The organism is Streptomyces sp. NPDC058664 (genome assembly GCF_042716635.1).
Classification (GTDB): domain Bacteria; phylum Actinomycetota; class Actinomycetes; order Streptomycetales; family Streptomycetaceae; genus Streptomyces.
On the sequence record NZ_JBHXRW010000014.1, the window covers coordinates 106695 to 126992 of the forward strand.

Sequence of the window (20298 nt, forward strand, 5' to 3'; positions counted from 1 at the left end):
CGCCCCGCTTCTCTCCACCTCTTTCTCAGCAACACCGCTTCCAGGGAGCTGTTTCCATGAGCGCCGAGACCCCCGCCTCCCCCGAAGTCCCCCAGGACAATCGGTTCAAGGTCTGGCGGCAGACCCGGCCCTTCTGGGCGGGGCTGTTCACCCTGATCGGCGGCCTGCCGATCGCCTACCTCCCATACGGGGACATGCGGCTCGGCAATGTCACCCTCGCCATGAAGACGACCGCCGGATCCAGCGCGCTGATCATCGGCGTCCTGCTGATCACGCTCGGCCTGACGATGTGGTTCCAGCCCATCGTGCGGGTCTTCGCCGGTGTGGCGTCGATCATCCTGGGGCTGGTCTCCATCCCGGTGTCGAACTTCGGCGGCCTGGTCGTCGGGTTCCTGTTCGCCCTCGTCGGAGGCGGCATGTCCATCGCCTGGGCGCCCGCTCCGCCGATCGAGGAGGCCGTGGACGCGGAGGACGACGACGAGCCGGAGGCCTCCGCCGAGACCGAAGCGGTACTGGCCGCCGGCGTCCCGGAGCAGCGCGAGGCGGAGCACCACGCGACCGAAACGACGATCGACGCCAACGGCGGGAGGAACAGTGCGGGGTGACGAGACTCAGTCGGCGCTCGCGAAAGGTGGCCCGCGGCACGCGGCCCCGCGCAAGTCGCTGCTGAACAGGATTCAGGGCCCCGCGGGCAAGGCGATGGCGCTGGCCGCCATGCCGACCGCGGTGTTCGTGGGCATGGGCCTCGCACCCAAGGTCGCCCTCGCCGACGAGAAGGACATCCCCTTCGCGCCCGGCCCCTGCGTGACCCGCTCGGACGAGCCGGTGACCGAGGAGACGACGAAGCCCGCCGAGACGGCGAAGCCGACCCCGTCCGCCACCCCGTCCGCCACCCCTTCGACGACCGCGACGGCCACCCCGAGCGCCACCGCCACGCCGACGCCGACCGCGACGGAGACCGGGCAGGCGACGACCCAGCAGGCCCAGGAGCGGGCGAAGGCCACCGCCGCGCCGACCGCGACGCCGACGGCCACGCCCACACCCACGCCGACGAAGTCGGTGAACCCGCTGGACCCGCTGGGTGTCGGTGACGCGCTCAAGGACCTGTTCGACGGCCCCGACCCGGAGCCGACGGTCACGCCCACCACGACGGCCCCGACGACCGAGGCCCCGGCCAAGCCGGCGACGGACCCCGACGCGCCGGAGGCGACCACCGCGCCGAAGCCGACGGCCACCGCTTCGAAGCCGACCGCCGACCCGGCTGCCGAGAAGACGAAGGCCGCGATCGAGAAGGCCGCCGAGAAGGCGGGCGTGAAGGTCGAGGAGCTGCCGGAGAGCGCCAAGGGTCTCGACGCCAAGAAGGACGAGGACATACCCGACGGCGCGAAGCCCCGCTTCCCCTGCCCCGAGCCCGACCCCGAGGCGCTCGCGGCGGCCGAACTGGAGCCCGGCATCCCGCTGCTCCCGGACGAGCCGTGGCGCCTGGAGAGCTCGCTGCTCAAGCTGTACGGCCTGAAGTACCACGGCATCGTGGAGGTGAAGACCTACGGCGGCAAGATCAAGAAGGTGCTGAAGTTCACCGCCTCCAAGGTCGACATCCACGATCTGCACCAGATGACGGTCCACTCCGAGGGGCGCACGGCCCACGTCCGCTCCAGCGACACGGACGAGTCGACCATCCGCGACGGCAAGGTGACCATGTACACGGAGGAGCTGAAGGGCAATCTCTTCGGCCTCTTCCCCGTCACCTTCAGCCCGGAGACCCCGCCCCCGCTGGACGTTCCCTACGCAGAGTTCACCAAGGTGAAGCTCAAGCAGGCGGGCCAGTTCGGCGGCACCCTGAGGATCCCGGAACTCAGGAACACGATCGAGCCCAACTGACCCGTACGTTTCATGGCGAAGCCCCCGTCCACCGGACGGGGGCTTCGCCATGAAACGTACGGGTCAGACGCGTCAGGCGCGCTCGCCGCCACCGAGGTGGTGGACGCGGACCATGTTCGTCGTGCCGGGGACGCCGGGGGGCGAGCCGGCGGTGATGACCATGGTGTCGCCCTCGTTGTAGCGCTGGAGCTTCAGGAGCTCGGCGTCCACGATGTCGACCATCGCGTCCGTGGTCTCCACGAACGGGACGAGGAAGGACTCCACGCCCCAGCTCAGGGTGAGCTGGTTGCGGGTGTTCTCGTCCGTCGTGAACGCGAGGATCGGCTGCTGCGTCCGGTAGCGGGAGAGACGGCGGGCCGTGTCGCCGGACTGGGTGAAGGCGACCAGCGCCTTGCCGCCGAGGAAGTCGGCGATCTCGCAGGCCGCGCGGGCGACGGAGCCGCCCTGGGTGCGCGGCTTCTTGCCCGGGACCAGGGGCTGGAGGCCCTTGGAGAGCAGCTCCTCCTCGGCCGCGGTGACGATCTTCGACATCGTCTTCACGGTCTCGATCGGGTACGCGCCGACCGAGGACTCGGCCGACAGCATGACCGCGTCCGCGCCGTCCAGGATCGCGTTGGCGACGTCGCTCGCCTCGGCGCGGGTCGGACGCGAGTTGGTGATCATCGACTCCATCATCTGGGTGGCGACGATGACCGGCTTGGCGTTGCGGCGACAGAGCTCCACGAGGCGCTTCTGCACCATCGGGACCTTCTCGAGGGGGTACTCGACGGCGAGGTCGCCACGGGCCACCATGACCGCGTCGAAGGCCGCGACGACGGCCTCCATGTTGTCGACGGCCTGCGGCTTCTCGACCTTGGCGATGACGGGGACCCGGCGGCCCTCCTCGTCCATCACCTTGTGGACGTCCTTGACGTCGTCGGCGTCGCGGACGAAGGAGAGGGCGACCATGTCGCAGCCCATCCGCAGGGCGAAGCGGAGGTCGTCGACGTCCTTCTCGGACAGGGCGGGGACGTTGACGGCCGCGCCGGGCAGGTTGATGCCCTTGTGGTCGGAGATGACACCGCCCTCGACGACGATGGTCTTGACCCGGGGGCCCTCGACCTCGACGACCCGCAGTTCGACGTTGCCGTCGTTGATGAGGACCTGGTCGCCCTTGGAGACGTCACCGGGCAGGCCCTTGTAGGTGGTGCCGCAGATGGACTTGTCGCCGGGGACGTCCTCGGTGGTGATGGTGAACTCGTCACCGCGCACCAGCTCGACCGGGCCCTCGGCGAAGGTCTCGAGACGGATCTTGGGGCCCTGGAGGTCGGCGAGGACGCCGACGGCGCGACCGGTGTCCGCGGCGACCTGCCGGACGCGGTCGTACCGCTCCTGGTGTTCCGCCTGGGACCCGTGGCTGAAGTTGAATCGGGCCACGTTCATGCCGGCCTCGATGAGAGCCTTCAGCTGCTCATACGAGTCGACGGCGGGGCCCAGCGTGCAGACGATTTTGGAACGGCGCATGAGGCGGATCCTATCGGTTTGTTTCTCTGCGGAATATTCCATCTGGCGGAAAGTACAAATGGGCGCGGGGCCGCTCAGGCGTTCACTCGTTCGAGCTCGCCGAGCTCTGAACGAGCGCGAAACTCTGGCGCGCGATCTCCAGCTCCTCGTCCGTCGGTACCACGGCCACCGCCACCCGCGCGTACTCCGGCGAGATCAGCCGTGCCTCGTCGGAACGTACGGAGTTGAGGCCCTTGTCCACCGCGAGACCCAGCTCCTCCAGGCCCGCGACGGCAGCCTCCCGCACCGGGGCCGCGTTCTCACCGACCCCCGCCGTGAACGCCACCGCGTCCACCCGGCCGAGCACCGCGTAGTACGCGCCGATGTACTTCTTCAGCCGGTGGACGTAGATGTCGAAGGCGAGCGCCGCCCGCTCGTCGCCCTCGTCGACCCGGCGGCGGATCTCCCGCATGTCGTTGTCGCCGCAGAGCCCGACCAGGCCGGACCTCTTGTTCAGCAGGACGTCGATCTCGTCCGTCGACATGCCCGCCACCCGCTTCAGGTGGAAGGTGACCGCCGGGTCGATGTCGCCCGAGCGGGTGCCCATGACCAGGCCTTCCAGCGGCGTCAGGCCCATCGAGGTGTCCACGCACCGGCCGCCCCGCACCGCCGAGGCGGAGGCGCCGTTCCCCAGGTGCAGCACGATCACGTTCACCTCTTCCGGCTCCTTGCCGAGCAGCCTCGCCGTCTCGCGCGAGACGTACGCGTGCGAGGTGCCGTGGAAGCCGTACCGCCGGATCCGGTGCGCGTCGGCGGTCTCCACGTCGATCGCGTACCGCGCCGCGGACTCCGGCATCGTGGTGTGGAAGGCGGTGTCGAAGACCGCGACCTGCGGCAGGTCGGGGCGGAGCGCCGTCGCCGTCCGGATGCCGACGAGGTTCGCCGGGTTGTGCAGGGGCGCCACCGGCACGAGCCGCTCGATCTCGGCGAGCACCTCCTCGTCGATCACCGTCGGCTCGGTGAACCTCAGCCCGCCGTGCACCACCCGGTGGCCGATCGCCGCGAGGTCGGGCGAGTCCAGACCGAGGCCGTCCGCCGCCAGCTCCGCGGCGACCGCCTTCAGCGCGGCCGCGTGGTCGGGGATCGGACCGTTCGTCTCCCGCTTCACACCGCCGCCCTGGAGGGGGGCGTGGACGAGCCGCGAGGTCTCCTCGCCGATGCGCTCCACGAGCCCCTGGGCGAGACGGCTGTCGTCGCGCATGTCGAGCAGCTGGTACTTCACCGACGAGGAGCCGGAGTTGAGGACGAGGACACGGGTGGGGGCGGTCATGCGGGGAGCTCCTGACCCTGGGCGGGGACGTGGGGGGTCTGGGACTGGATCGCCGTGATGGCGACCGTGTTGACGATGTCGCTGACGAGCGCGCCGCGCGAGAGGTCGTTCACCGGCTTGCGCAGACCCTGGAGCACCGGGCCGACGGCCACGGCGCCGGCCGAGCGCTGCACGGCCTTGTAGGTGTTGTTGCCGGTGTTGAGGTCGGGGAAGATCAGGACGGTCGCCTGCCCCGCCACCTCCGACCCCGGCAGCTTCGTCGCCGCCACCGAGGGCTCCACGGCCGCGTCGTACTGGATCGGGCCCTCGATCCGCAGCTCCGGGTGCGCCTCGCGGACCAGCTTGGTCGCCTCCCGCACCTTGTCGACGTCCGCGCCGGAGCCCGAGGTACCGGTGGAGTACGACAGCATCGCGATCCGCGGCTCGACGCCGAAGCGGGCGGCGGTGGCCGCCGACTGGACGGCGATGTCCGCGAGCTGCTCCGCGTTCGGATCCGGGTTGACCGCGCAGTCGCCGTACACCAGGACCTTGTCGGCCAGGCACATGAAGAAGACCGAGGAGACGATCGAGGCCTCCGGCTTCGTCTTGATGATCTCGAAGGCGGGACGGATCGTCGCCGCCGTGGAGTGCACCGAACCCGACACCATGCCGTCGGCCAGGCCCTCCTGGACCATCAGGGTGCCGAAGTAGTTGACGTCCGAGACGACGTCGTACGCCAGCTCGACGCTGACGCCCTTGTGGGCGCGGAGCGCCGCGTACTTCTCCGCGAAGGAGTCCCGCAGCTCCGAGGTCTGCGGGTCGATCAGCTGGGTGCCGCCCAGGTCCACGCTCAGGTCGGCGGCCTTCTTGCGGATGGTCTCGACGTCGCCGAGCAGCGTCAGGTCGCAGACGTCACGGCGCAGCAGCACGTCGGCGGCGCGCAGCACCCGCTCCTCGGTGCCCTCGGGGAGCACCACCCGGCGCCGGTCGGCGCGCGCCTGCTCGATGAGCTCGTGCTCGAACATCATCGGGGTGACCCGGCCGCTGCGGGCGACGGAGATCCGCTTGAGGAGGTCGGCCGTGTCCACGTGCCGCTCGAACAGGCCGAGGGCCGTCTCCGCCTTGCGCGGGGTGGCCGCGTTCAGCTTGCCTTCGAGGGAGAAGAGTTCGGTGGCGGTCGGGAAGCTGGTGCCCGGTACGGAGATGACCGGGGTGCCGGGAGCGAGACGGGCCGCGAGGGTCAGGATCTCCTTGCTGGGCCGCTCGTCGAGGGTGAGCAGCACGCCCGCGATCGGCGGGGTGCCGGCCGAGTGCGCGGCCAGCGCGCCGACGACCAGGTCGGCGCGGTCCCCGGGGGTGACGACCAGACAGCCGGGGGTCAGCGCGTTGAGGAAGTTCGGCAGCATGGCGCCGCCGAAGACGAAGTCGAGGGCGTCGCGCGCCAGGCCCGCGTCGTCGCCGAGGACGACGGAGGCGCCGAGCGCGTGGGTGATCTGGGCGACGGTGGGCGCGGCGAGCGCCGGCTCGTCCGGCAGGACGTAACAGGGCACGGGCAGCCGGGTGGTGAGCCGCTCGGCGATGGCCTCGCGGTCCTCGCCCGTCACCCGGTTGACGACCATCGCGAGGACGTCGCAGCCGAGTCCGTCGTACGCCCGGAAGGCGTTGCGGGCCTCGGCCCGTACGGACTCCGCCGGCTGGCCCTTGCCGCCGACGACCGGGATGACGGAGGCGCCGAACTCGTTGGCGAGCCGGGCGTTGATCGCCAGCTCGTCGGGGAGCTGGGTGGCGGCGAAGTCGGTGCCGAGGACGAGGACGACCTCGTAGTCGCGGGCCACGGCGTGGAAACGGTCGACGAGGCACGAGACCAGCGCGTCGGTGCCCCGCTCAGCCTGGAGCGCGGAGGCCTCGTGGTAGTCCATCCCGTAGACCGTCGAGGCGTCCTGCGAGAGCCGGTAGCGGGCACGCAGCAGGTCGAAGAGCCGGTCGGGACCATCGTGCACCAGTGGCCGGAACACCCCCACCCGGTCCACCTGGCGGGTGAGGAGCTCCATGACTCCCAGCTCGACGACCTGGCGGCCGTCACCGCGATCGATCCCGGTCACGTACACGCTGCGCGTCACGCCGTGGTCTCCTGTCCGGTCCCGCGGAACCCGGGGTGCGCCGACGATCCGCTGCCTGTCAATCCACTGCCCTCAGAAAGCCCCGATAGGGCGGCATTACCCCCTTGACAATACCCCCGCCGATAGTTACGTCGCCCGCCGGACGAAGGGCCCGGAAACCCGGGACGAAAGGCCTCCGCGAGGCCCGGCGACGGCACGCGCGGAACGCCGGCGAACGCGTCCGCCAGGTCGGGCGTGTGAGAATTGCGGTGGCTCACACGGACCGCGACCGAGCAGGAGACACAGCACGATGCGCATCGGAGTCCTCACCGCAGGCGGCGACTGCCCCGGCCTGAACGCAGTGATCCGGTCGGTCGTACACCGGGCGCTCACCGGTCACGGCGACGAAGTCATCGGCTTCGAGGACGGGTTCAAGGGCCTTCTCGACGGCCACTACCGCCCCCTCGACCTGAACGCCGTCAGCGGCATCCTGGCCCGTGGCGGCACCATCCTCGGCTCGGCCCGCCTGGAGCGGAACCGGCTGGCCGAGGCCGCCGCGTCCGCCCCCGACCTCGCCCGCGAGTACGGCATCGACGTCCTCATCCCCATCGGCGGCGAAGGCACCCTGACCGCCGCCCGGATGCTCTCCGACGCCGGCATGCCCGTCGTCGGCGTCCCGAAGACGATCGACAACGACATCTCCTCCACGGACCGCACCTTCGGCTTCGACACCGCCGTCGGCGTCGCCACCGAGGCCATGGACCGCCTCAAGACCACCGCCGAGTCCCACCAGCGGGTGATGGTCGTCGAGGTGATGGGCCGCCACGCCGGCTGGATCGCCCTGGAGTCCGGCATGGCCGGCGGCGCGCACGGCATCTGCCTCCCCGAGCGGCCCTTCCAGGTCGACGACCTCGTGAAGATGGTCGAGGAGCGCTTCGCCCGCGGCAAGAAGTTCGCCGTCATCTGCGTCGCCGAGGGCGCCCATCCGGCCGAGGGCTCGATGGAGTACAAGAAGGGCGAGATCGACCAGTTCGGCCACGAGCGCTTCCAGGGCATCGGCAACCAGCTCGCCGTCGAGCTGGAGCGGCGGCTCGGCAAGGAGGCCCGGCCGGTCATCCTCGGGCACGTCCAGCGCGGCGGCACGCCGACGGCGTACGACCGGGTGCTCGCCACCCGCTTCGGCTGGCACGCGGTGGAGGCGGCGCACCGCGGCGACTTCGGCCGGATGACGGCGCTGCGGGGCACGGACGTCGAGATGGTGCCGCTCGCCGAGGCCGTCACCCAGCTCAAGACGGTCCCGGTGAACCGCATGCGCGAGGCGGAGTCGGTCTTCTGACGATGCCGACCGGCTCCTGACGATGTCCGTCGGGATCTCTGTCCCGGGTGCCCGCCGGGACCCCCGTTCCGGATGTCCGCCGGGACCCGTGCACACCCGAGTGGCCCCGACCGTCCCCCCGTGGACGGTCGGGGCCACTCCGCTGTGCCGGCACCACCCCCGGAAATGCCGGGTTCCACTCTTGAGCCGGAGCGTGAGATCAACAAGGCTTGGGGCTTGTCCCGGACATGTCCCAACCCTGTCCGGCGGAAGGGAGCGGCGCGCATGGCACCGGGGGAGCACACGCCCGACCCGCGGGGGGCGAGGACCCCCGCCGAGTTCCTCGCGCGCCTTCAGGCACTCAAGGACTGGTCCGGCCTGACCTACCGCGAACTCGCGGCGCGGGCGGAGGCACGCGGGGACGGCCTGCCCCGGTCCACCGTGGCGAACATGCTGGCCCGCCCCACCCTGCCCCGCGAGGAGCTGCTGACCACCTTCGTCCGCGCTTGCGGAGTCGCGTCGGAGACCGAGCTGGAGGAGTGGCGGACGGTACGGAGGAGGCTGGCGGGCCGGGGGACGTACGCGGCGGTGGAAGCGGGCGAGGGCACGGGAGCGGGTCCGGGAGCGCCGGTGGCCGAGGCGGCGGACCCGGCTGCGGGGGAGGCCGAGGCGACGGACCAGGCTGCGGGGGAGGCCGAGGCGACGGACCAGGCGGACGCGGTGACGGACCCGGCGGGCACGGTGACGGAGGCCGGTCCGGCTGGTGCGGCGGCGACGGAGGCCGGCCCGGCCTCGGCCGGCGGCCCGGCCGCCCCCGCGCATCCGGCGGTGACCGGCCCGCCGTCCTCCTGGCCCGACGTCGCCGAACCGCCGCACGGGCCGTCCGTGACCCGGCCGGGGGCGCCGGCCCGGATACGGCGTGCCCTCGTCGCCACGGTCGCGGTCGCCGGGCTCGTCCTCGCCGCTGTCAGCGTCGTCGCCGTCCTCCGGGACGGCCGTACCGGAACCGGCGGGCAACAGCCCCGTACCGCTCCCGCCGCCGGGGACGTACGCGTCCGGGTGGTCGGCACCGAGTTCTGTCTCGGGGAGCGGCGGGGCACCCGTACCGGCCAGATCCACCAGCTGCCGTGCGCCGAGGCGGGCGTCCCGCTCTACTCGCTCGCGCCGGTGGCCGCCGGCCGGTGGCGGATCGTCTCCGACCACCCCGACTACGGTCCCGGCTGCTCCGGCATACCCTCCGGCGGCCGGATACCCGACGCCGCGTACGAGGACTCCGAGTGCGGGGACCCGAGCCGGGTCGAGACCTTCGCCCTGGAGCCGTACGGCACTCCCGTCCGGGGGCACCGGATCGTCCCGGTGGGCTCCGCGACGCCCGGCAGCTGCGTCACCGTCGTCGGTGACCGCACGGCCGCCTGGGCGCGTCTCGCCCAGGCGCCCTGCGCGCCGGACGCGGCGGGCCAGCTCTTCGCCTTCGAGAGACGTGACTGATCCGCTGATCCGCGAGTCCCGGGACGGCCGGCGGCCGGCGGTCGTAGGGTCGGACCCGTCACAGAGGAGGACTTCTGATGCGCAGCGTGACCTACTCGATGGGCGTCTCCCTCGACGGCTACATCGTCGGGCCGGACGGCGACTTCGACTGGACGGGCCCCGACGAGGAGGTCTTCCGCTTCTGGATCGACGAGATCCGGGACGTCGGCGTCCACCTGCTGGGACGACGGCTGTACGAGACGATGCTGTACTGGGAGACCGCCGACCAGGATCCCTCGCTCGACGCCCCGTCGCGCGAGTGGATCTCGCTCTGGAACCCCCTCCCGAAGGTCGTGTTCTCCACCACCTTGTCGGAGGTGCGGGGCAATGCCCGTCTGGCCTCCGGGGGCCTGGTGGAGGAGATCGAGCGGTTGCGGGCCGAGCCGGGGGAGGGCGACATCGCGATCGGCGGCGCGACCCTCGCCGCCGAGGCGGCCGCGGCGGGACTGATCGACGAGTACCGGGCCGTGGTCCACCCGGTGCTGGTCGGCGGTGGCGTTCCGTTCTTTCCCCGGAGCGGGCGCAGGGTGGATCTCGAACTCGTCGAGACCCGCCCCTTCAGCTCGGGAGTCGTCTACCTCCGCCACCGCGTGGCACGCCGGAACCTGCCCTAGGACGCTGCCCGGGGAGTCTCCACCAGCCGGGCCCTGAGCGCCGTCACCACCGACGGGTCGAGCCCGACGTGGCCGGTGACGTACGCGTCCACCGAGCCGTACCGCGCGCGCAGGTCCGCGAGGAACAGCCTGATGACGTCGGCGGGGGCCCGACCGTACCCCGGCCAGCGGAGCTCGCGGCCCGGGTGTGCCGCCCGCCAGTCCGCGATCAGCCGCTCCGTGGCCAGTTCGGTGAGCGCGAAGTCCGCGAGGATCTCCTCGTCGGGGACTCCGAGGAGGGCGAGGACGACGGCCGCGAGCAGACCGGTACGGTCCTTCCCCGAGGCGCAGTGGAAGACGAGCGGTCCGTCGGCGGCGGCGATGAGTTCGAGGGCCGTACGGAGTTCCACCGCTCCGTCCTCGGCGACCTCGGCGAACCGGTCGGCGAGGTAGCGCCACGGGTCGAGGTCCGGGTCGATCTCCGCCTGGTCGTACGGGCGGTGCTCGATGGAGAGGTTGTGCCAGGAGACGTCCTCGGTCTCCGGCAGGCGGCCCTTGGCGGCGATCTCCCACGGATAGCGCAGGTCGATCACCGTGGCCACGCCGAGCGCGCGGAAGGTGTCCAGGTCGGTGGGGCCGGCGTCCGTCAGCTTGGCGAGGGAGTCGGAGCGGTAGAGGGTCTCCCACCGCACGGTCCCGCCGTCGGCGGTCGGATAGCCGCCCAGGTCACGGAAGTTGTGGAGCCGTTCGAAGGGTATGTGTCGTCTCACGGCGCCAATCTACGGTGCCGGTCCACGGAGTTGATCCGGGGCGCCGGTCCACGGCCCGGCGGTCACTGACCGACGGCCGCCCAGAAATGGCCGGTGATCTCGTCCAGGTACGCGCGTCCCTCGTCGCCGGTCGCGCCCGAGGCACCCCAGCTGCTGGTCGCCACCATCCGGGCGTGGTACTCCGTGTGCAGCTGCTGCAGGGCGGACTCCAGGGTCCGCTTGGGCAGCGGCAGCATCTTCACGGCCGGTTTCACGTACGCCTGCCAGCGGGTGGTGGCGGCGTCGCGCAGCAGCTCGGCGAGGCGCTCGTCGCCGCCGGTCGCCGTGATCAGGGCGCGCGGGCCGAGACCGAGGACCTCCGCGAGGGTGGCCGTCTGGCGTTCGGTGCCGCGCCAGCGGCCCTCGTCCTCCATCCGCTGGTACGCGGAGGCCGCCACGCCCACCCGCCGGGCCAGCTCCTCGACGGCGAGGCCGCGCGCCATCCGGTGCTCGCGCAGGCTGGAGGCGGCGGCGATCAGCTCGGCGGGGGAGCACCACAGGACGCCCGCGAGGGCGGTGAGCTCCTGCGCGTCGGGGGCGGCCCGGCCGCGCTCCCAGGCGACGACGGTGTCGGGGGTGACGAAGAGGCCGTACTGGGCGCGCAGGCCGTACGCGACATGGCCGGGGGCCATGCCGAGGGCCTCGCGCAGTCGGCGGGCGGCCAGGGCGTTGAAGGGCGGGGAGGGTTGGTGCACCCGGCCACGGTAGGTGCGGGTGTGACGGTTGGCTACGGTGTGTTCACCCAAGGTGCACGGTCGTAGGAACGTGGGAACCGATCGGTAACTGACCGCTGTGGCCATGGAAACGATCAGTGACCGGCCGCGATCGCCTTGGAACGCTCACTTCCCGCGAGTCGGCCCGTCGAGCCAGCGGTACTGGAGCTCGGGCCGCCCGATCTGGCCGTACTGCGGGGCGCGCACGGCCCGGCCCTCGGTCACCAGGTGCTCCAGGTAGCGGCGGGCCGTGATCCGGGAGATCCCGACCGCCGTGCCCGCCTCGGCCGCCGTCAGCCCCGCCGGGGCGGACCGCAGGGTACGGGTGACGGACTCCAGGGTGGGCGCGCTCAGGCCCTTGGGGAGCGTGGCGGGGTGCGGGGCCCGGAGGGTGGCGAGCGCGCGGTCCACCTCGTCCTGCCCGGAGGCCTCGCCGGCGGCCGCCCGGAACTCGGCGTACCGGGCGAGCCGGTCCCGGAGGGTCGCGAAGGCGAAGGGCTTCAGGACGTACTGGACGACGCCCAGGGACACGCCTTCGCGGACGACCGCCAGGTCACGGGCGGAGGTCACGGCGATGACGTCGGCGGAGTGCCCGGCGGCGCGCAGCGCGCGCAGCAGCTGGAGGCCGTGGCCGTCCGGCAGGTAGAGGTCGAGCAGGATCAGGTCGACCGGCGTCCGGTCGAGCACCCGCACGGCGGCGGCCCGGGAGTGCGCGACCCCGACGACGGTGAACCCCTCGACCCGCCCGGCGTACAGCGCGTGGGCGTCGGCGGCGACGGGATCGTCCTCGACGACGAGCACCCGGAGGACCGGCGCGCTCACGCGGACACCCCCGCTCCGGCGGCGCCGTCGGTCGCCGCGGGGGGCTCGGTCGCCGCCGCGGGCTCGGGCGGTGCCTCGGACGTGCGCGACAGCGGTCTCCCGGACGCGCGCGGCAGCGGCGACGGTGACTCGGACGCGCGCGGCAGCGGCAGCCGTACCGTGAACTGCGCCCCGCCCTCCTCCGCGTCCGCGAGGTCGAGCGTGCCCGACGCGCGGGTCACCGCCTGGCCCACCAGGGCCAGGCCGAGGCCGCGGCCCGGGCCCCGGGTGGACCAGCCGCGGCCCAGGACCGCGTCCCGGTCGGCAGGCCGGACGCCGGGACCGCTGTCGCCGACCCGGAGGAGCAGTTCGCCGTCGCCCGAGCGGGCCGCGACCGTGACGGTCACGCGTGCGTGCGGGGTGCCGCCCGCCGCCTCCACCGCGTTGTCGATGAGGTTGCCGAGGATCGTCACCAGGTCCCGGGACGGCAGGGCCGCCGGTACGAGGCCGTCGTCGATGCGGCTGTCCTCGGTGAGGACCAGTTCCACACCCCGCTCGTTGGCCTGCGCCGCCTTGCCGAGCAGCAGCGCCGCGAGGACGGGCTCGCCGACGGCGTCCACGACCCGGTCGGTGAGCGCCTGCGCGAGCTCCAGCTCCGCCGTCGCGAACTCCACCGCCTCGGCCACCCGGCCCAGTTCGATGAGCGAGACGACCGTGTGCAGCCGGTTCGCCGCCTCGTGGGCCTGTGAGCGGAGCGCCTCGGTGAACCCGCGCTCGGAGTCCAACTCACCTGAAAGCGACTGGAGTTCCGTGCGGTCCCGGAGCGTGACGACCGTGCCGCGCCGCTCGCCGCCCACCACCGGGCGGGTGTTGACCACGAGGACCCGGTCGGCCGTCAGATGCGTCTCGTCCACGCGCGGCTCCGAGGACAGCAGCGCCCCGGCCAGCGGCGCGGGCAGTCCGAGCTCGGCCGCGGGGCGGCCGACGACCCCCTCGTCCAGGCCGAGCAGCTCCCGCGCCCCGTCGTTGATGAGGGCGATCCGCCGCCGTCCGTCGAGCATCACGAGCCCTTCGCGGACGGCGTGCAGCGCGGCCTCGTGGTAGTCGTGCATCCGGCTCAGCTCCGTCGCGTTCATGCCGTGCGTGTGACGGCGGAGACGTGCGTTGACCACGTACGTCCCCGCGCCGCCGAGCGCGAGTGCCGCGCCCGCCATGCCGAGCAGCGCGGTCACCTGCTCCCGTATCTGCTCGCTGATCCTCTCGATCGTGATGCCCGCGCTGACCAGGGCGACGACCCGGCCGTCGTCGAAGACGGGCGCCACCGTCCGCACGGAGGGGCCGAGTATCCCCAGGTGGGTCTCGGAGTACGTCCGGCCCGCCGCCGCCTCCTCGATGTGGCCGAGGTACGTCCGGCCGATCTGCGCGGGCTCGGGGTGGGTCCAGCGGGTGCCGTCGGGGGCCATGATCACCACGAAGGCGACTCCCGCGTGGCGGCGCAGGGACTCGGCGTACGGCTGGAGCACCGCCGTCGGGTCGGCGGAGCGGGCCGCGGCGGCCACGGACGGGGAGTCGGCGACGGCCGCGGCGGTCGCGGTGGCCTGGCGCCGCGCGGTCTCCTCGGCCTGCGCCCGGTCCGTGACGTACGCGAAGACCGCGCACCCCGCCACGACGACGGCCACGAGCACGACCTGCATCGCGAAGAGCTGGCCGGCCAGGCTGCGGGGGCGGGGAAGAGGGAGGCGCATGCGGGTAAGTGTGCACGGCCGCGTGGGCGTCGGCGTATCGCGTTCCCGAATCGTTTCCTGCCCGATCGTCCCGTTCCTCCCCCGTCCACTGTTTCGGTCGTGAACGAAACGTACGTAACCGTGACCCCGGTCACAGGCTGATGGATAGTCGCGGAGTCCACCGGGACGTGGACACCCATCAGCACGAGGAGGAGCCCGTGGCCGCACGACGGGACCGTACGCACTATCTGTATCTGGCCGTCATCGGCGCCGTGGTGCTCGGCATCACGGTCGGGTTCCTGGCGCCCGGCGTCGCCGTCGAGCTCAAGCCGCTGGGCACCGGCTTCGTCAATCTGATCAAGATGATGATCTCGCCGATCATCTTCTGCACGATCGTGCTCGGAGTCGGATCGGTCCGGAAGGCGGCGAAGGTCGGTGCCGTCGGTGGCCTCGCCCTCGGCTACTTCATGGTCATGTCGACCGTCGCGCTCGCCATCGGCCTGCTCGTCGGCAACCTCCTGGAGCCCGGCTCCGGACTCCACCTCACCAAGGAGCTGGCCGAGGCCGGCGCCAAGCAGGCCGAGGGCGCGAGCGAGTCCACGCCGGACTTCCTGCTCGGGATCATCCCGAAGACCCTCGTCTCCGCCTTCACCGAGGGCGAGGTCCTGCAGACCCTCCTCGTCGCCCTGCTCGCCGGCTTCGCGCTGCAGGCCATGGGTGCCGCCGGAGAACCGGTTCTGCGTGGGATCGGGCACATCCAGCGACTCGTCTTCCGCATCCTCGGCATGATCATGTGGGCCGCCCCCGTCGGCGCGTTCGGCGCGATCGCCGCCGTCGTCGGCGCGACCGGCGTCGACGCCCTCAAGTCCCTCGCCGTCATCATGATCGGCTTCTACCTGACCTGCGCGATCTTCGTCTTCGTCGTGCTCGGCGCGCTCCTCAGGCTGGTCGCCGGGATCAACATCTGGTCCCTCCTGAAGTACCTGGGCCGCGAGTTCCTGCTGATCCTCTCCACCTCGTCCTCGGAGTCCGCGCTTCCCCGGCTCATCGCGAAGATGGAGCACCTGGGCGTCAGCAAGCCCGTCGTCGGCATCACCGTGCCGACCGGCTACTCCTTCAACCTCGACGGCACCGCGATCTACCTGACGATGGCCTCGCTCTTCGTCGCCGAGGCGATGGGCGACCCGCTCTCGGTCGGCGAGCAGATCTCGCTCCTCGTCTTCATGATCATCGCCTCGAAGGGTGCCGCGGGCGTCACCGGCGCCGGTCTCGCCACCCTCGCCGGCGGCCTCCAGTCGCACCGGCCCGAGCTGGTCGACGGCGTGGGCCTGATCGTCGGCATCGACCGCTTCATGAGCGAGGCGCGCGCCCTCACCAACTTCGCGGGCAACGCCGTCGCGACGGTCCTCGTCGGCACCTGGACGAAGGAGATCGACACGGCGCGGGTCTCCGAGGTCCTCGCCGGCCGGGTCCCATTCGACGAGAAGACCCTCGTCGACGACCACGCCCCGGCCCCGGACCGGTCCTCGGCCCACGCCCCGGACCAGGTCCCGGACCAGCGGGCCGAGGACGGCGAGGAGAAGGCCCGCGCGGGCGTCTGACGACTTCCGGGTCCCGGGCCTTGAGCCGGATCCGGGCCCCGGGAGAGGGGCGGCCCGTCGAGGCGGCCCCGGGAGAAGGGCGGCCCCGCCGGGGCCGCCCTTCGGCGACGGCCCCGAGCACGCAGACCCGTCCGCCCCGGCCCCGGCTCCGCTTGACCTTGACACGGTGACAAGGACTTCACTGCGGTCAAGGACTTCGTCGCGGCCGAGGAGCGGACCCATGACCATGCCGGAAAAGGGCACGAACACCCTGCGGGTTCTCCGGGCGCTGGAGAACGCCGACCCGTCCGTTCGGCTGCGGGCCGTGATGGCGGTCGGTACGACCCCGGCCCCGGATCTCGTCGGCAAGCTCGTCGAGCGGTGCGCGGTCGAACCCGAGTTCTCCGTGCGCGAGACGCTGACGTGGGCGCTCACCCGCCACCCGGTGTCCTTGACGGTCCCGGCGCTTCTCGGCGAACTCCGCTCGGAGCACGCGCAGGCGCGGAGCCAGGCGCTGCACACGCTGTCCAAGATCGCGGACCGACGGGCGTGGCCGGCGATCACGACGGCGCTGATGTCCGACGCCGACGACGAGGTGGCCCGGAGCGCCTGGCGGGCGGCGGTCGTGCTCGTACCCGAAGGTGAGGAGCGCGAGCTCGCCGTAGTGTTGGCGACACAGCTCGGACGCGGCGAACACGAGACGCAACTGAGCCTCAGCCGGGCGCTGATCGCGCTCGGGGAGGTGACGCTGCCGGTACTGGGCACCGCGACCGCGGATCCCGACCCCCGGGTGCGCGCGCACGCGATCGCCACGGAACGGCTGTGGCGCGACCCGGAGGCCGGATTCGAGTCCGCGATCGAGGAGGCGAAGCGCGTCGTGGCCCTCGGCGGGGCCGGCGGGAGGGACGGTAGGCAGTGCTGATCGGTGATGTCGCCCGACGGTCCGGGGTCAGCGCCCGCATGCTCAGGCACTACGAATCGCTCGGCCTGGTGCGGCCGACGGGACGTACCGACTCCGGCTATCGCGCGTACTCCGACGAGAACATCCGGCGGATCTTCCACATCGAGGTCCTCCGGTCACTGGGGCTGTCGCTGCGCGACGTCGGGCGGGCGCTCGACGACCCCGGCTTCGCGCCCGCGGAACTCGTCGACGACCTCGTCCGCCGGACCCGGGAGCGCATCGCGGCGGAGACGGAGCTGCTCACCCGGCTCCGTCGGATCGGTGCCGCGGAACCCTCCGGCTGGGAGGACGTCCTGCGGATCGTCGCGCTCCTCCAGGGGCTGGGGTCGAAGAGCGCGGGGGCGCGGCAGCGCGCGGCCCTGTCCGCGGCCGAGGATCTTCCCGTGCAGGTGGAAGCCCTGGTCGAGGCCGTGCTGAGCGAGTCGGACCCGAACGTCGCCGGGGCCCTGCGCTGGGCTCTGGCGCGCTCGGGCGAGGACGGGGCGGCGCCACTCGCGAAGGGCCTCGGCTCGCCCGCGGCCGAGGTACGGAAACGGGCCGTCCGGTCCCTCGCCGAGATTCCGGGCGATGAGGCGACCGCACTGCTGCGGGACGCCCTCGCGAACCCCGACGTCGTGGTCCGCGGATACGCGGCGCTGGCGCTCGGGGCGCGTGGGGTGGCCGACGCGGTCCCGACGCTCGTCGACATGGTCGTCGAGGGGCGGAACGACGCCGACGCGGCCGACGCGCTGAGCACGCTGGCGAGCGATCCCGCGGTGGCGGACCGGATCGCCGCCCGGCTCGTCGACCGCCTCGCCGACGGCGAGGTCGGAACGCCCGCGCGCCGACGGCTGACCCAGGCGCTCGCGGACATCCCGGGGGTCCTGGCGTCAGGCGCCCTCGCGGAGCTGGCACAGGACGACGACCGTGCCGTCGCCCTCACCGCGACCTACGTCCTCACACTGCGCGCCACGCGATAGCGACCACCACCCGGACCGCCCACCTGGCGGTCAGGTCTCACCGGGCGTTCAGTTCCGCCAGTTCCTCCGCGTCCAGGTCCAGATCGGCCGCCGCGGCCGAGTCCCGTGCCGACTCCGGCCGGCTCGCCCCCGGGATCGGCAGCACCGTCTCCGAGCGGGCCAGCAGCCAGGCGAGCGCCACCCGCTGCGGGCCGACCCCGCGCGCCCGCGCCACCCGGTGGAAGGCCCCGAAGGCGGGGTCCTCCTCCTGGGCGGAGGTGCCGTCGAGGGAGCTGCGGGAGATTCCGCCCAGCGGGCTCCACGGCAGGAAGGCGAGGCCCAGGTCGGCGCAGAGCCGCAGCTCGGGTTCGCTCTCCCGCACGGCCGGCGAGTACCGGTTCTGTACGGAGACCAGCCGGTCGCCCAGGATCTCGCGGGCCAGCAGGATCTGTGCCGTGGAGACGTTGGAGATCCCGGCGAGCCGGACCGTGCCCGCGTCCAGCAACTCCCTTATCGTGCCCAGGGATTCGGCGTAGGGGACGGCCGGGTCCGGTTTGTGCAGCTGGTACAGGCCGATCGGGGTGGCGCCGAGCCGTCGCGCCGAGTCCTCCGCCGCCCGTCGCAGGTGCGCGGGCCGTCCGTCCACGGTCCAGCCCCCGTCCGCCGTACGGCCCCGGCCGCCCTTCGTCGCCACCAGGACGTCGTCCGTACGACCCCCGTACGCGGCCAGGGCGCGGGCCACGAGCCGTTCGCCCTCGCCCGGCGCGCCGTCCGGCGGGTGGTAGGAGTCGGCGGTGTCGAGCAGGGTCACCCCCGCGTCGAGGGCCGCGTGCACGGTGGCGAAGGCCCGTGCCCCGTCCGGCCGGCCCTCGACGGAGAGCGGCATGGTGCCGAGCCCGATCGCCCCGACCCGTACGCCGCCCAGCATCCGGTGCCGCATCAGCGTCCCTCCCCGATCGTCTCGGCCACGGCCTTCGAGAGCCACTCGGAGGAGTCGGAGAAGGAGTAACCGAGGCCCACAGCGCGGGAGTTGTCCATGGCGTACGAGCGGGCGAAGGAGAACGGCGACACCTCGCCGGCCTCCACCTCCCGGAACACCGTCCGGCCGCCCACCCGCTTCTCGATCTCCGCGCAGAGGTCGGCGGTGGTGAGCGGGCCGTGGGAGTGGGCGTTCACCGGGCCGGTGAACGCGGCCTCGACCGTCCAGGCGAGGAACGCGGCGATCTCCTCCACGTACACGTAGGTCGCCGGGTGGTTGACCACGGGGACGGCGATCGGTTCGCCCGCCCTGATCCGCCGCGCGTAGTGGTCGAGCCGGCCGGTGAAGTCGTCCTCGCCGCCGAGCACATGGGCCACCCGCACCGAGGTCCAGGCGAAGGGCGGCGCCGCCGCGAACACCGCCTCGGCCTGTCGCTTCCCCTCCCCGTAGTGGGCCTCGCGGAACTCCGGGTCGTCCCAGGCCGAGGTCGTGTCGACGGCGACCGCGTCCAGGTCGAGGACGTCCTCGGTGACCGGTACGGCCGAGTCCTGGTCCGCGTACACCTCGACCGTCGAGGTCATCACGTAGCGTCCGGCGCGCGTTCCGAACACGCGCCGCGCGATCTCCGCCTGGCGCGGGGTGTAGCAGACCTGGTCCACGACCACGTCGAAGGAACGGCCCGCGAGGACGGACTCCAGGGCGGCCTCGTCGTCGCGGTCGGCGACGAGGTGCCCGACCCCCTCGGGAGTGCCGGAAGATCCCCGGTTGAGAACCGTGATCCGATGCCCGGATTCTCGCAGCAGGGCGATCAGCCGCTTTCCGAAATAGCGGTTCCCGCCGATGACCAGAACGTCCATCAAAGCCAACTCCCTTGTCTCACCGCACAAGTGTTACGTTGACCCGTCGCCGTCTGAAGGGGAAAACATGGGAGTCCCGGCCGCCGTACCGAAGGAACCACGGCCTTCGCGCCCCGCCGCCGTCGAAACCTCGGCGGCCGCTTTCGACCCCGTCGACCGGCAGATCCTGGACCTCCTGCAGAGCGACGGCCGCATCAAGCTCAGCGAGCTGGGCCGCCGCGTCAGGCTCAGCCCCGCGGCCGTCACCGAGCGGGTCCGCCGCCTCGAGGCGAGCGGCGCGGTCACCGGCTACGGCGCGCACGTCTCCCCGGCCCGGCTCGGCTACGGCATCCAGGCCTTCATCCGTGTCAACCCGCACGGCGGCTACACCCTGAAGCACCCGAGGACCCTGGAGCTGACCGCGCGCCCCGAGGTCCTGGAGGTCCACCACGTGGTGGGCGAGGACTGCTGGATCCTCAAGGTCGCCGTCACCGACACCGTCCACCTCGAAGAGGTCCTCGAACAGACCACGGCGCTCGGCCGGACCACGACCTCGATCGTGCTGTCGTCCCCGGTGGTACGGAAGCCCCTGCTGCCGCCGCCCGGAATTCGCCCTTGACGTCTCCGGACGTCCGCCGCCGAGATGGGGGAACTCATGTCGCGTGTCGGTCCGCGCTCGAAAGCGGAGACATGGAGGCAGGAGGACGGTCGGGACGGCTTTGTCTCTCCCCTTCAATTCCCGCGTCGTCGA

The 20298-nt window shown here is 72.4% G+C and carries 18 protein-coding genes; 9 read left to right on the top strand and 9 right to left on the bottom strand.

Going from position 1 to position 20298, the window contains the following annotated elements:
- The first annotated feature begins 56 nt into the window (after window positions 1–56).
- A complete protein-coding gene (locus tag ACFWUY_RS14265; RefSeq protein WP_384107058.1) occupies window positions 57–605 on the top strand; it encodes a DUF6114 domain-containing protein in 549 nt (182 codons plus the stop codon).
- The gene (locus ACFWUY_RS14270) at window positions 595–1881 is read left to right on the top strand and encodes a hypothetical protein (protein ID WP_384107059.1); all 1287 of its coding nucleotides are present in this window, start codon (window positions 595–597) and stop codon (window positions 1879–1881) included. Before ACFWUY_RS14265 ends, ACFWUY_RS14270 begins: the two co-directional genes overlap by 11 nt.
- Window positions 1882–1953: 72 nt before the next feature.
- On the opposite strand, the gene pyk is transcribed toward ACFWUY_RS14270, so the two are convergent.
- The 3 genes from pyk to pta all read right to left on the bottom strand — a co-directional run bounded on the left by pyk (window position 1954) and on the right by pta (window position 6792).
- Window positions 1954–3384, bottom strand: a complete 1431-nt coding sequence (gene pyk, locus ACFWUY_RS14275) for a pyruvate kinase (protein ID WP_384107061.1) — start codon at window positions 3382–3384, stop codon at window positions 1954–1956.
- 82 nt (window positions 3385–3466) lie between these two features.
- Window positions 3467–4693 (bottom strand): acetate kinase, encoded by a 1227-nt coding sequence (locus ACFWUY_RS14280; protein ID WP_384107063.1) that lies wholly within the window; start codon window positions 4691–4693, stop codon window positions 3467–3469.
- Window positions 4690–6792, bottom strand: a complete 2103-nt coding sequence (pta, locus tag ACFWUY_RS14285; protein WP_384107065.1) for a phosphate acetyltransferase — start codon at window positions 6790–6792, stop codon at window positions 4690–4692. Before pta ends, ACFWUY_RS14280 begins: the two co-directional genes overlap by 4 nt.
- Before the next feature lie 289 nt (window positions 6793–7081).
- Between pta and ACFWUY_RS14290 the strand changes: the two genes are divergently transcribed.
- The 3 genes from ACFWUY_RS14290 to ACFWUY_RS14300 all read left to right on the top strand — a co-directional run bounded on the left by ACFWUY_RS14290 (window position 7082) and on the right by ACFWUY_RS14300 (window position 10227).
- Window positions 7082–8107, top strand: a complete 1026-nt coding sequence (locus tag ACFWUY_RS14290) for an ATP-dependent 6-phosphofructokinase (RefSeq protein ID WP_384107068.1) — start codon at window positions 7082–7084, stop codon at window positions 8105–8107.
- Between the two features lie 264 nt (window positions 8108–8371).
- The gene (locus tag ACFWUY_RS14295; protein WP_384107070.1) at window positions 8372–9574 is read left to right on the top strand and encodes a helix-turn-helix domain-containing protein; all 1203 of its coding nucleotides are present in this window, start codon (window positions 8372–8374) and stop codon (window positions 9572–9574) included.
- A gap of 77 nt (window positions 9575–9651) precedes the next feature.
- The gene (locus ACFWUY_RS14300; RefSeq protein WP_384107072.1) at window positions 9652–10227 is read left to right on the top strand and encodes a dihydrofolate reductase family protein; all 576 of its coding nucleotides are present in this window, start codon (window positions 9652–9654) and stop codon (window positions 10225–10227) included.
- Here the strand turns inward: ACFWUY_RS14300 and ACFWUY_RS14305 are convergent.
- The 4 genes from ACFWUY_RS14305 to ACFWUY_RS14320 form a co-directional block, all read right to left on the bottom strand.
- Complete coding sequence (locus ACFWUY_RS14305; protein ID WP_384107074.1) at window positions 10224–10976, bottom strand: tyrosine-protein phosphatase; 753 nt, start codon at window positions 10974–10976, stop codon at window positions 10224–10226. The genes ACFWUY_RS14300 and ACFWUY_RS14305 overlap by 4 nt on opposite strands.
- A 62-nt stretch (window positions 10977–11038) precedes the next feature.
- A complete protein-coding gene (locus ACFWUY_RS14310) occupies window positions 11039–11647 on the bottom strand; it encodes a helix-turn-helix domain-containing protein (protein ID WP_384107135.1) in 609 nt (202 codons plus the stop codon).
- Between the two features lie 207 nt (window positions 11648–11854).
- A complete protein-coding gene (locus tag ACFWUY_RS14315) occupies window positions 11855–12550 on the bottom strand; it encodes a response regulator (protein ID WP_384107076.1) in 696 nt (231 codons plus the stop codon).
- Window positions 12547–14274 (bottom strand): ATP-binding protein, encoded by a 1728-nt coding sequence (locus ACFWUY_RS14320; protein ID WP_384107078.1) that lies wholly within the window; start codon window positions 14272–14274, stop codon window positions 12547–12549. The genes ACFWUY_RS14315 and ACFWUY_RS14320 overlap by 4 nt, the downstream gene beginning before the upstream one ends.
- 140 nt (window positions 14275–14414) lie before the next feature.
- Here ACFWUY_RS14320 and ACFWUY_RS14325 point away from each other — a divergent pair, with 140 nt between their 5' ends.
- The 3 genes from ACFWUY_RS14325 to ACFWUY_RS14335 all read left to right on the top strand — a co-directional run bounded on the left by ACFWUY_RS14325 (window position 14415) and on the right by ACFWUY_RS14335 (window position 17753).
- Window positions 14415–15854 (top strand): cation:dicarboxylate symporter family transporter, encoded by a 1440-nt coding sequence (locus tag ACFWUY_RS14325; RefSeq protein WP_384107080.1) that lies wholly within the window; start codon window positions 14415–14417, stop codon window positions 15852–15854.
- A gap of 220 nt (window positions 15855–16074) precedes the next feature.
- The gene (locus tag ACFWUY_RS14330) at window positions 16075–16755 is read left to right on the top strand and encodes a HEAT repeat domain-containing protein (protein ID WP_384107082.1); all 681 of its coding nucleotides are present in this window, start codon (window positions 16075–16077) and stop codon (window positions 16753–16755) included.
- The gene (locus tag ACFWUY_RS14335; RefSeq protein WP_384107084.1) at window positions 16749–17753 is read left to right on the top strand and encodes a MerR family transcriptional regulator; all 1005 of its coding nucleotides are present in this window, start codon (window positions 16749–16751) and stop codon (window positions 17751–17753) included. Before ACFWUY_RS14330 ends, ACFWUY_RS14335 begins: the two co-directional genes overlap by 7 nt.
- 37 nt (window positions 17754–17790) lie before the next feature.
- On the opposite strand, the gene ACFWUY_RS14340 is transcribed toward ACFWUY_RS14335, so the two are convergent.
- Window positions 17791–18672 carry an aldo/keto reductase gene (locus ACFWUY_RS14340; RefSeq protein ID WP_384107086.1) on the bottom strand — a complete coding sequence of 294 codons (882 nt, stop codon included), beginning with the start codon at window positions 18670–18672 and terminating at the stop codon, window positions 17791–17793.
- Window positions 18672–19568, bottom strand: a complete 897-nt coding sequence (locus ACFWUY_RS14345; RefSeq protein ID WP_384107088.1) for an NAD-dependent epimerase/dehydratase family protein — start codon at window positions 19566–19568, stop codon at window positions 18672–18674. The genes ACFWUY_RS14340 and ACFWUY_RS14345 overlap by 1 nt, the downstream gene beginning before the upstream one ends.
- Window positions 19569–19635: 67 nt before the next feature.
- On the opposite strand from ACFWUY_RS14345, the gene ACFWUY_RS14350 reads away from it, so the two are divergent.
- Window positions 19636–20166 carry an Lrp/AsnC family transcriptional regulator gene (locus ACFWUY_RS14350; protein ID WP_384107090.1) on the top strand — a complete coding sequence of 177 codons (531 nt, stop codon included), beginning with the start codon at window positions 19636–19638 and terminating at the stop codon, window positions 20164–20166.
- Window positions 20167–20298: the final 132 nt, after the last annotated feature.

Excerpts from the sequence above, each read along its gene's own strand:
- ACFWUY_RS14265 (WP_384107058.1), top strand. The coding sequence starts at position 57 with ATGAGCGCCGAGACCCCCGCCTCCCCCGAAGTCCCCCAGGACAATCGG.
- pyk (WP_384107061.1), bottom strand. The coding sequence starts at position 3,384 with ATGCGCCGTTCCAAAATCGTCTGCACGCTGGGCCCCGCCGTCGACTCG.
- ACFWUY_RS14280 (WP_384107063.1), bottom strand. The coding sequence starts at position 4,693 with ATGACCGCCCCCACCCGTGTCCTCGTCCTCAACTCCGGCTCCTCGTCG.
- ACFWUY_RS14290 (WP_384107068.1), top strand. The coding sequence starts at position 7,082 with ATGCGCATCGGAGTCCTCACCGCAGGCGGCGACTGCCCCGGCCTGAAC.
- ACFWUY_RS14295 (WP_384107070.1), top strand. The coding sequence starts at position 8,372 with ATGGCACCGGGGGAGCACACGCCCGACCCGCGGGGGGCGAGGACCCCC.
- ACFWUY_RS14300 (WP_384107072.1), top strand. The coding sequence starts at position 9,652 with ATGCGCAGCGTGACCTACTCGATGGGCGTCTCCCTCGACGGCTACATC.
- ACFWUY_RS14310 (WP_384107135.1), bottom strand. The coding sequence starts at position 11,647 with ATGGCCCCCGGCCATGTCGCGTACGGCCTGCGCGCCCAGTACGGCCTC.
- ACFWUY_RS14320 (WP_384107078.1), bottom strand. The coding sequence starts at position 14,274 with ATGCGCCTCCCTCTTCCCCGCCCCCGCAGCCTGGCCGGCCAGCTCTTC.
- ACFWUY_RS14325 (WP_384107080.1), top strand. The coding sequence starts at position 14,415 with ATGGATAGTCGCGGAGTCCACCGGGACGTGGACACCCATCAGCACGAG.
- ACFWUY_RS14330 (WP_384107082.1), top strand. The coding sequence starts at position 16,075 with ATGACCATGCCGGAAAAGGGCACGAACACCCTGCGGGTTCTCCGGGCG.
- ACFWUY_RS14340 (WP_384107086.1), bottom strand. The coding sequence starts at position 18,672 with ATGCGGCACCGGATGCTGGGCGGCGTACGGGTCGGGGCGATCGGGCTC.
- ACFWUY_RS14345 (WP_384107088.1), bottom strand. The coding sequence starts at position 19,568 with ATGGACGTTCTGGTCATCGGCGGGAACCGCTATTTCGGAAAGCGGCTG.
- ACFWUY_RS14350 (WP_384107090.1), top strand. The coding sequence starts at position 19,636 with ATGGGAGTCCCGGCCGCCGTACCGAAGGAACCACGGCCTTCGCGCCCC.